The 9,201-nt window shown below is 39.7% G+C and carries 12 protein-coding genes; 6 read left to right on the top strand and 6 right to left on the bottom strand.

What is annotated here, in order from left to right:
* Together FTV38_RS13375 and FTV38_RS13370 are read left to right on the top strand one after the other, a co-directional pair.
* On the top strand, nucleotides 1-246 hold a 246-nt coding region (locus tag FTV38_RS13375), incomplete at its 5' end, for a transposase family protein (protein WP_180022611.1).
* A gap of 3 nt (nucleotides 247-249) precedes the next feature.
* Entirely contained in the window at nucleotides 250-462 is a 213-nt protein-coding gene (locus FTV38_RS13370; protein ID WP_180022728.1) for a sel1 repeat family protein, read from the top strand.
* 10 nt (nucleotides 463-472) lie between these two features.
* Here FTV38_RS13370 and FTV38_RS13365 read toward each other — a convergent pair whose 3' ends face one another.
* The 5 genes from FTV38_RS13365 to FTV38_RS13345 form a co-directional block, all read right to left on the bottom strand.
* Nucleotides 473-1,435: an IS30 family transposase gene (locus FTV38_RS13365; RefSeq protein WP_180022727.1), complete on the bottom strand. Its 963-nt coding sequence runs from the start codon at nucleotides 1,433-1,435 to the stop codon at nucleotides 473-475.
* A gap of 417 nt (nucleotides 1,436-1,852) precedes the next feature.
* Nucleotides 1,853-3,019 carry a cupin domain-containing protein gene (locus tag FTV38_RS13360; protein WP_180022726.1) on the bottom strand — a complete coding sequence of 389 codons (1,167 nt, stop codon included), beginning with the start codon at nucleotides 3,017-3,019 and terminating at the stop codon, nucleotides 1,853-1,855.
* 96 nt (nucleotides 3,020-3,115) lie between these two features.
* Nucleotides 3,116-3,661 (bottom strand): hypothetical protein, encoded by a 546-nt coding sequence (locus tag FTV38_RS13355; RefSeq protein ID WP_180022725.1) that lies wholly within the window; start codon nucleotides 3,659-3,661, stop codon nucleotides 3,116-3,118.
* Between the two features lie 106 nt (nucleotides 3,662-3,767).
* Complete coding sequence (locus tag FTV38_RS13350; RefSeq protein WP_180022724.1) at nucleotides 3,768-4,361, bottom strand: nucleoside triphosphate pyrophosphatase; 594 nt, start codon at nucleotides 4,359-4,361, stop codon at nucleotides 3,768-3,770.
* Nucleotides 4,361-4,744, bottom strand: a complete 384-nt coding sequence (locus FTV38_RS13345) for a DUF2237 family protein (RefSeq protein ID WP_180004637.1) — start codon at nucleotides 4,742-4,744, stop codon at nucleotides 4,361-4,363. Before FTV38_RS13345 ends, FTV38_RS13350 begins: the two co-directional genes overlap by 1 nt.
* Nucleotides 4,745-4,884: 140 nt before the next feature.
* Between FTV38_RS13345 and FTV38_RS13340 the strand changes: the two genes are divergently transcribed.
* The 4 genes from FTV38_RS13340 (at nucleotide 4,885) to FTV38_RS13325 (ending at nucleotide 8,625) form a co-directional block, all read left to right on the top strand.
* Entirely contained in the window at nucleotides 4,885-6,072 is a 1,188-nt protein-coding gene (locus tag FTV38_RS13340) for a phosphoglycerate kinase (protein WP_168379678.1), read from the top strand.
* Between the two features lie 151 nt (nucleotides 6,073-6,223).
* Nucleotides 6,224-6,499, top strand: a complete 276-nt coding sequence (locus FTV38_RS13335) for a hypothetical protein (RefSeq protein WP_168379677.1) — start codon at nucleotides 6,224-6,226, stop codon at nucleotides 6,497-6,499.
* A 122-nt stretch (nucleotides 6,500-6,621) separates the two neighbouring features.
* On the top strand, nucleotides 6,622-7,659 hold the full coding sequence (gene fba / locus FTV38_RS13330; RefSeq protein ID WP_078193509.1) for a class II fructose-bisphosphate aldolase: 1,038 nt from the start codon (nucleotides 6,622-6,624) through the stop codon (nucleotides 7,657-7,659).
* 111 nt (nucleotides 7,660-7,770) lie between these two features.
* On the top strand, nucleotides 7,771-8,625 hold the full coding sequence (locus FTV38_RS13325) for an EamA family transporter (protein WP_180022723.1): 855 nt from the start codon (nucleotides 7,771-7,773) through the stop codon (nucleotides 8,623-8,625).
* Between the two features lie 338 nt (nucleotides 8,626-8,963).
* On the opposite strand, the gene FTV38_RS13320 is transcribed toward FTV38_RS13325, so the two are convergent.
* The gene (locus FTV38_RS13320; RefSeq protein ID WP_078188692.1) at nucleotides 8,964-9,197 is read right to left on the bottom strand and encodes a hypothetical protein; all 234 of its coding nucleotides are present in this window, start codon (nucleotides 9,195-9,197) and stop codon (nucleotides 8,964-8,966) included.
* Nucleotides 9,198-9,201 lie beyond the last annotated feature (4 nt).

Here is a 9,201-nt window from a genome sequence, read left to right as displayed (position 1 = left end):
GGAATTTATACAGTGTATCCAAATAGCTTGTTGCCATTAAAAGCAAAGAAGCGCTGTAAACTGGATTCCGAACTAAAAATCTATAATCAGGAAATCAATAAAAGAAGAATTGGAATTGAGCATGTATTTGGCAGTTTGAAAACCTTCAAAATTCTTGCTGAGCGATATCGCAATCGAGGCAAAAGACTAGCATTAAGATTCAATCTAATTGCTGGAATTTATAACTTGGAGCTGAGTGAAAAATGACTTATGAAAGAAATCTATTTTAAAGGGTATGGTGTGGGAGCTAATATTAATACAGCTATTGAAATAATAAAACCATTAGCAATAAATGGGAACCCTGATGCTATTTACAACTTAAGACTTTATTATAAAAAACTAAATAATTCAAAAGATTATGAATACTGGGATAAAGTATGTAAAAAAACCATGATTGTGATATTTGACTTTAAATTTTTTTAAAATGGCGGATTCAAGCAGCAAGTGCAACAGTATAAAAACCAGCCATAACTTCACTCGGTGTATACCAACCTAGTGTTTTTCTAGGACGATGGTTGAGTGCAAATTCTATCTGCTCTATTTGTTCGTTTGACACGTCATCAAACGATGATGATTTTGGCAGATATTGACGGATTAAACCATTCGTATTTTCATTTCTAGCTCGCTGAATAGACTTGTAAGGGTCAGCGAAATACGCCTCTATGCCGGTATCAGTAATTCTTTTGTGTTCGGAAAATTCTTTGCCATTATCAAATGTCACGCTATAAGCATGGCTCATTCGTAAACGATCTAATGCATAAGTAATCGTTTGAGGGGATGCTCTCGTTGGCCCTAAATGAACAATATGTACATACAGGCTCTTTCGATCAACGAGAGTCAATAAAGCACCTTTATGATGTTTACCAATCACCGTGTCACCTTCGAAATCTCCTAAACGTTGTCGTTGATCAATGACCTGGTGTCGGCAGTGAATACTTGTTTTATCAATGATTTGACCCCTACGATCCGTGTTTTTGTAACCGCGTTTTCGATATTTCTTCTGATGCCTTAAATGTAGATGAAGTTTACCGCCTTTTGATTTATCTTGATAAATGTACTGGTAAATCCACTCATGTGAAGGTACATCCAGCCAATCGCGTTGTGTTAAAGCACCTGAAATTTGTTCGGGTGACCAGTCCAAACCAATCAAATAATCAATATAAGCGAAGGCAAATGCTGTCATTGATGATGAAGGACGGTACCGTCTTTGACTTGCAAATTTAGCTGCCTGTTGAGCTCTATATCCACGTTGCCCAGTATTTCTTTTTAATTCACGGTAGATGGTTGATCGTGAACGTCCTAATTCCCGAGCAAGGGTAGCGATTGAACTTTTACTTTTCAAAGTAGCATAAATTTTGTATCTTTCATCTTGAGAAAGTTGGGTGTATTTCTTCATTGTGTGCTTTCCAATTGCGAGTTGAAAAAGTCTAATGATTCTATGAATACATCTAACTTTTTCAACTAACTACAAATGTGTCGCACTTGGGATTTGAATCTGCGATGAATAATGACTTAAACTTTGAAAATATGTGCCTTTTTTCTTGTCACCATAGCTTCGCTTTTGTTTTTAGGCTTTTATATTTGAATTCCGATGGTATCTACGATCACCACATTCTAGTCTATGTCTTCACCTTAAATACAGCGTAATGCGCTATCTGTGGTTTATTGGACTGGTGTTGTTGATAGTATGGGTTTATCACGTCATCGTGGAAAAAAAAGCCGATCAAGTCGAAGATTTTTTAAATCGTAGAAAGCGAAAATAATGCTATTCAGCAGTATAAAAAGGGAGCATGACGCTCCCTTTTTATTGAGTTTATTCAGCTTCCGTTGGGACGAGCATCAGCACAGATTCATTTAATAGCATGGCAATATCTTCTAAGATATCAGCATCATATAAAGATTCGTCTAGCGCTAGACTTTGGCCATCGGCAATGGTTTTTAAATGCACTGCAAATTCGTCTGAGATACAGATTCCTTCGCCATTTGCCCAAAACAAAATATCACCGTCTTGCTCTGTATATAGTAAGCGTGAAGCCGGTTCTAACATGAGTTGATAGCCTTGATCTAAGGCCTCTTCAAGATCACCAGTGCCGATTTCTTCGGCTTCAGGAATATTGTCAGGATATTTAGGTTCTGACATTAAGCTCATGATTGCATCTTCAAGTACGGTTAAATTTTGCAATTGTTCAAATAACTTTTCTTTTAAATACTCAAGTTCATTTTCAGTCACTTGGCCAATCGCACTGATTTGGTCACGTAAAATGTCAGTTAATGGATTTTTAAGTAGAGGATTGTCTGTGAATTTGTCTGTCACTCGATCCATCATTTCAGTGACATTTGGCATGCGGAAGCCAAATGAATACGTCAGACATTCATCTTCAGCTACGCCATAGTGTGATAGGCCTGGTGGTACATAAAGTAAGTCGCCGGGAGCAAGCACTTCATCAAAATGAACGTCCATTTCTGGCAGTAAGCGAAGCGGTTGACCTTCGACAAATGAAGTATCTGCATCACACATCTGACCTAATTGCCAACGGCGGTGACCATAGCCTTGTACGAGGAATACATCGTAAAAATCAAAATGTTGCCCGACAGAGCCACCTTTTTGTGCATATGACACCATGATGTCATCACGACGCCATTGCGGAATAAATGAAAACTGCTTCCAAAGCTCGGCTAGGTCAAAAGAATAATGATCGACAGCTTGAACCAATAAAGTCCACAGTTTCGGCATTTTTTGAAAATCGGCTTTAAGTAGTGGAGAAGATTTCACTGTCCATTGGTTAGGATCACGATCTTTTTGTTTGATGAGACGTGCAGCGACATTGTCTTCTAAAGCCAATTCAAGAACGTCTTTAGGTTCAAGTATTTGGGCAATTTCAGGGAGTGCATTACGAACCAATAATGGTTTTTTTTGCCAATATTCGGCAAGGAATTGTTCAGCGCTTATGCCGCCGAGGATGTCAAGAGAATGAGCCATAACTAAATACATACAATTTTAATGGATATATTGTCCCTTGAGATTCCTGTTTTTAGCAAGGCTCTATTTCATTAAATTATTTCGATTAGCTTGAGACTATTTTAAAGGATTGTCTTTGAGATATTGCATGACTAATTTTTCAACTTCCAAATCATAGCTATTGGCAGCAGCCGTTGTCGCTGAAAATTTCATGAATTGCTCAAAATGTGCATTGGTGTCAATTTTAGTATTTTCTTTGTCAGACATTAATTTGAAATGATTCGGCATGACTTTTGCCATCATTTCAACATTTTCGGTTTGTAGTTTTAGAAGTTTTTTCACTTCAACTGTTTGTGGTTGAATGCTTTCAAATTTTTGTTTGCCTAGAGCAACCAGTTTATTGATTTGTTGTTCTGGCGTGCTACTACCACCGGTTTTGGTTTTAGTCCCTAGCTGTTGAATGATTTGCTCCTGCATTGCAGCGCCTTGTTGTTCTAATTCAGCATAGATAAATTTATATTGAACCCACTCATTGACTAAGTTTTTGTTGTATTGCTGAGAGTTGGTCACAGTTTGATTCACTGTATTGGTATGACCGTTTGTCGAACAAAATAGAAGGCTAATGCTAATGAGGCTAGATGAAATTAAATTAAACGTTTTCATGTTTTCAGTTCTTGGTTGTAATAAATAAGTAAGTGACTTTTTAATCATTAGCCCATAAAGGGCTAATGATGTGTTTATTATGCTGTAACGGATAAAGATTTTAAAATTATGGGACTAAGATTTTAAGCTCACGCAAAATATTGCAGAGTTTAATCATCGGCATACCCATGAGTGTAGTTTGGTCTTGCCCGATCATTTCTTCAAATAAGCTAATCCCTAAACTTTCACATTTAAAACTGCCAGCGCAGTGCAGCGGCTGTTCAACCTGAACATAACGTTCAATTTCAGGCAAGCTAAGTTTGCGAAACTTCACTTTATAGTGCTCGACCAGGGTTTGTTCAAAACCTGTCGATTTTTGATGGACACTGAGTGCAGTACTGAAATAAACGATTTTGTCTGAATTGGCTTGAAGCTGCTTAATGGCTTTTTCATCGCAAAGCGGTTTACCGATAAAAATATCAGGTGCACCTTCGCGCCATGCGACTTGGTCAGAACCAATCACAATTGCGTCTGGGTGCTGGTTTGCAATCGCTGAAGCTTTTTCAAATGCCAGTCGCTTCGCTAACTCATCGGCGTGGTTCTCACCGCGAGGTGTTTCGTCTATATCTGGTACGATTGAGTGGTAATCAATCCGTAAACGGTCCATCAGGTCTTTACGGGTTTGGCTGCTAGAAGCCAAAATGATTTTGGGAGTACTCATTACACTGCATATTCCATAAGTACATCAAGCGGTACATAAGACAGCGCCGCTTGGTGACACGCTTGTATTTTAATAGGTGGGGCAAATCCTTCTTGATACGCTTCCACCCAGCGAGTCACACAGATACACCAGAAGTCACCAGGTTGTAGTCCTGGAAAACCAACTTCGGGTAAGGGTGTGATTAGGTCATTGCCAACTTTTTGGGAAAAGTTTAAAAATTCAGATGTCATTTGTGCACACATCGTATGCTGACCAAGGTCTATTGTTGCTGTATGGCAAAAGCCATTTCTAAAATATCCGGTAATCGGATCAAAACAACAGCTTGCCAAGGGTTCGCCTAAAACATTTAAACGATTAATATTTGGGTCTGGATGAATCGACATAAGCGCTGAATCTTTATAAGGCTTTTCGCTATCATAACAAAACTTTGGCTCTACATAGCTTTTCTGCAAAAGAAGCTAACGTTTTTCTGCATAATCATTTAAAATCGTCGCGTTTTGATATCAATAAAAGAGAGTAATGCATGAACTTTCAGCGTATGACTGACCTAGATTTGGCGGGTAAACGTGTTCTGATCCGTGAAGATCTTAACGTACCAGTTAAAAATGGCGTGATTACAAGCGATGCACGTTTACGTGCGGCGTTGCCAACAATTAAAGCAGCTGTAGAAAAAGGTGCTGCTGTAATGGTGTATTCACACTTAGGTCGTCCTGTTGAAGGTGAGCCTAAAGCAGAACAGTCTCTAGCACCTGTAGCTGCTTATTTAACAGAGGCGTTGGGTCAGGACGTTCAACTGATCACTGACTATTTGGACGGTGTTGACGTTGCGCCAGGTCAAGTGGTTTTACTTGAAAACTGCCGTTTCAACGTGGGTGAAAAGAAAAACAATCCTGAATTATCTGCTAAATATGCAGCACTTTGTGATGTTTACGTTATGGATGCATTTGGTACGGCTCACCGCGCAGAAGCATCGACTGAAGGCGTAGCACGTTGTGCAAAAGTGGCTGCTGCAGGTCCTTTACTTGCTGCTGAGCTTGACGCGCTAGGTCGTGCACTTAAAACTCCTGCAAAACCAATGGTTGCGATTGTTGCTGGCTCAAAAGTTTCTACTAAATTAGATGTATTAACTTCACTATCTGACATCTGTGATCAATTGATCGTGGGTGGTGGTATTGCCAATACATTCTTAGCTGCTGCAGGCTTCAATGTTGGTAAATCACTTTGTGAAAATGACTTGATCGACACAGCAAAAGCGATTGCTGCAAAAGTATCTGTACCACTTCCAACAGATGTTGTTGTTGCTGATGCTGCTGAAATTGATTTTGCAGACTTCCTCGGTTCATTAGCTGCTGCTAAAGCTGTCGTGAAAAAAGTTGAAGATGTAACAGACAACGACATGATTTTGGATGTGGGCCCTGAAACTGCAAAAGCATTTGCTGAGATTTTGAAAACTTCAAAAACTATTCTATGGAATGGTCCAGTAGGTGTGTTCGAAGTTGATCAATTCGGTGAAGGTACAAAAGCATTGTCTTTAGCGATTGCAGAATCTGAAGGCTTCTCGATCGCGGGTGGTGGTGACACACTTGCTGCAATTGATAAATATGAAGTTGCAGACAAAATTGGTTACATATCGACTGGTGGTGGTGCCTTCCTTGAATTCGTAGAAGGTAAAACACTTCCTGCTGTAGCTGCGCTTCTTGAACGTGCTTAATGAAGCATTATCAATAAGATAATACAGTATTAAAAAAGGTTGGCTTCGGTCAGCCTTTTTTTATGGTCCATTCATTTTGCCGTCATCAAAGTGCAATATTTCTGCAATAAAATTCATCGCAACACCTAATTCGCAGTAGTAGGAAACAACAATGAACTTAAAACTTGCACTAGCTGTACTTTTAATCGCACCATTAACTTTGACAGCGTGTGCTAAAAAAGAGTCTGCACCAACGGAATCAGAAGCATCTGCTGTTGCCGTAGATAATGCTCAAACAACGCCAGAACAACAAAAAGCCATTGATGAACTTGATAAGCCAGTATTGGATGAAAAGAACCAAGATGTACCTGCTGAAATTGCAAATGCACCTGCAGACGAAGCAACAGCTGACACTGAAACAGCCGCTTCAGCAGCAGCAACTCACTAAGATTGTTGTCTTTATTTAAAAAGTCCCTGCAAATGCAGGGATTTTTTTTTAAATAGTGTTATTTGTTGCTGAATTGAAATGATTGAGCATGTAGAATATGCGGCATTACCTGGGAGGATATTATGGCTCTTATTTCATTGCGCCAGCTCTTGGATCACGCCGGCGAACATGCTTACGGCGTACCAGCATTCAACGTAAACAACTTAGAACAAATGCGTGCAATTATGCTTGCAGCAGATGCAACAAATTCACCTGTAATCGTACAAGCATCTGCGGGTGCACGTAAGTATGCAGGCGCTCCGTTCTTGCGTCATTTGATTTTGGCAGCAATCGAAGAATGGCCACATATTCCTGTGGTTATGCACCAAGACCATGGTACTAGCCCTGACGTATGTCAACGTTCTATTCAACTTGGCTTCTCATCAGTGATGATGGACGGTTCTTTAGGTGAAGACGGTAAAACACCAACTTCATACGAATACAACGTAGATGTGACTCGTCGTACTGTTCAAATGGCACATGCGTGTGGCGTTTCAGTAGAAGGCGAAATCGGTTGTTTAGGTAGCCTTGAAACTGGTATGGCTGGTGAAGAAGATGGTGTAGGCGCTGAAGGCGTACTTGACCATTCTCAGCTTTTAACTTCAGTTGAAGAAGCGCGTTCATTTGTAGCAGATACTAATGTTGACGCACTTGCAATTGCAGTGGGTACTTCACACGGTGCGTACAAATTTACTCGTCCACCTACAGGTGACATCTTAGCGATTGACCGTATTAAAGAAATTCACGCTGCGTTACCAAATACGCATCTTGTAATGCACGGTTCAAGCTCTGTGCCACAAGAATGGTTGGCTGTAATTAACGAATTCGGTGGTAACATCGGCGAAACTTACGGTGTTCCAGTAGACCAACTTGTAGACGCAATCAAACACGGTGTTCGTAAAATTAACATCGATACTGACTTACGTCTTGCTTCTACAGGTGCTATGCGCCGTATGATGGCTGAAAAACCAGCTGAATTTGACCCACGTAAATTCTTCTCTGCAACTGTAGATGCAATGAAACAAATTTGTATCGATCGTTATGAAGCATTTGGTACAGCGGGTAATGCTGACAAGATTCGTCCAATTTCTTTAGAGAAAATGGTGAGTCACTATAAATAATTTGTCTTGAGATAGATTATTTTTGAAGAAAAGCCCACAATTAAGTGGGCTTTTCTTTGATTTGAACTTAGAAAAATTGCTTTAAATACAACTCAAGAATAAGAGCGTGTCATGGAATTGATCTTTGCTGCCGCGATTTGCAGTGTTCTCGTTTCAGTAATTCTAAAACTATGTCGTGATCGGGGTTTTAACCCTGCACAAATGATCACATGGAATTATGCATCTGCGAGTATTTTATGTTTTCTATGGTTTAAACCGGATCTAGCTCATATTTCGATTAATAAAACGCCGTGGGTTTTAATTGCGGCTTTGGGTGTATTACTGCCGACGATTTTTTATTGCTTAGCACGCTCACTGCAAACGGCGGGTATTTTAAAAACCGAATTAGCTCAGCGCTTATCTGTTGTACTATCTCTTAGCGCAGCATATTTTATTTTCAGTGAATATTTTAATGCCATTAAGCTCATTGGTATTGCACTTGGTGTACTAGCGGTGTTGCTGATTTTATTTTCACAGCGTAAGGGAAGCATTGATGGAAAGCAGGGGATTTTATTTTTATTAAGCGTTTGGGCAGGCTATTCACTGATTGATGTGCTATTAAAATTTGCCTCAGGTTTGGGCATGCAGTTTGCGGTGACTTTAAATATGGTGTTTATTTGTGCATTTTTACTTTCGAGCATTTATAACATCGTACAACACGGCAGTTTGGGGCAGACCAAAAATATCCTCGCTGGATTGGGCTTAGGTCTCTTAAACTTTGCCAATATTGCACTGTATGTGAAAGCCCACATGTTGCTTAAAGACACACCTGCAATCGTCTTTGCTGGCATGAATATTTTGGTTGTAGTTTTAGGTGTGGTTGCGGGCCTCATCATCTTTAAAGAAAAATTGAGAGTCGCAACCGTATTTGGTTTGATTGCAGGGATCATGAGTGTGGTTTGCTTAGCATATGCCATGTCTGTCTAAGATAACTTTTAGCAAAAACGATCGGGTGTTGTAGCAAATCATCCCACTCAGCTACGCCCATGAGCAGTCCTTGATCTCGACAGGTTGGACACTCAGGGCAGTGATGATCAGTATATTGATAAGTATGCAGATACATTTGATGGCAATGACCGCATTCAAACTTCATCGGCATTTGTAGTAAATATGACATGTCCCACCTCTGCTTGAATTGTTGTTTTGATTCAAATTATTTAGCAAAGTTCAGACCAATTTATAAATTTTCTATTTTCACATTGTTGCTAAATATGTCGTTATTAAAAAAGCCCTCGTATTGAGGGCTTTTAGTTTTAGAAGCTTAGTTAACGCGTGAGTTGTTGAAAACGTTGTAAGGTATTTTCAAAATAACATTTACCCACTGCAACGGGGTGTTTTAGGAAATCTTGAGTTTCAATCGTGCCTTGTAACTGACCCGGTTGTTTACAGTTAGGGCAGTTTGGATAGCTATGGAGCATATCGCCCGCATATTTTTGTAAATAAACCGTATTGCACGCTTCGCAATGAAATTTCATGGGTAATTTTATAGCTGTAGGCATAGGG

The sequence above is a fragment of the Acinetobacter sp. YH16044 genome, assembly GCF_013417145.1.
Taxonomy (GTDB): domain Bacteria; phylum Pseudomonadota; class Gammaproteobacteria; order Pseudomonadales; family Moraxellaceae; genus Acinetobacter; species Acinetobacter amyesii.
The sequence above is the reverse complement of the archived record's forward strand: the minus strand, read 5'-3'. Positions and strand labels throughout refer to the sequence as shown.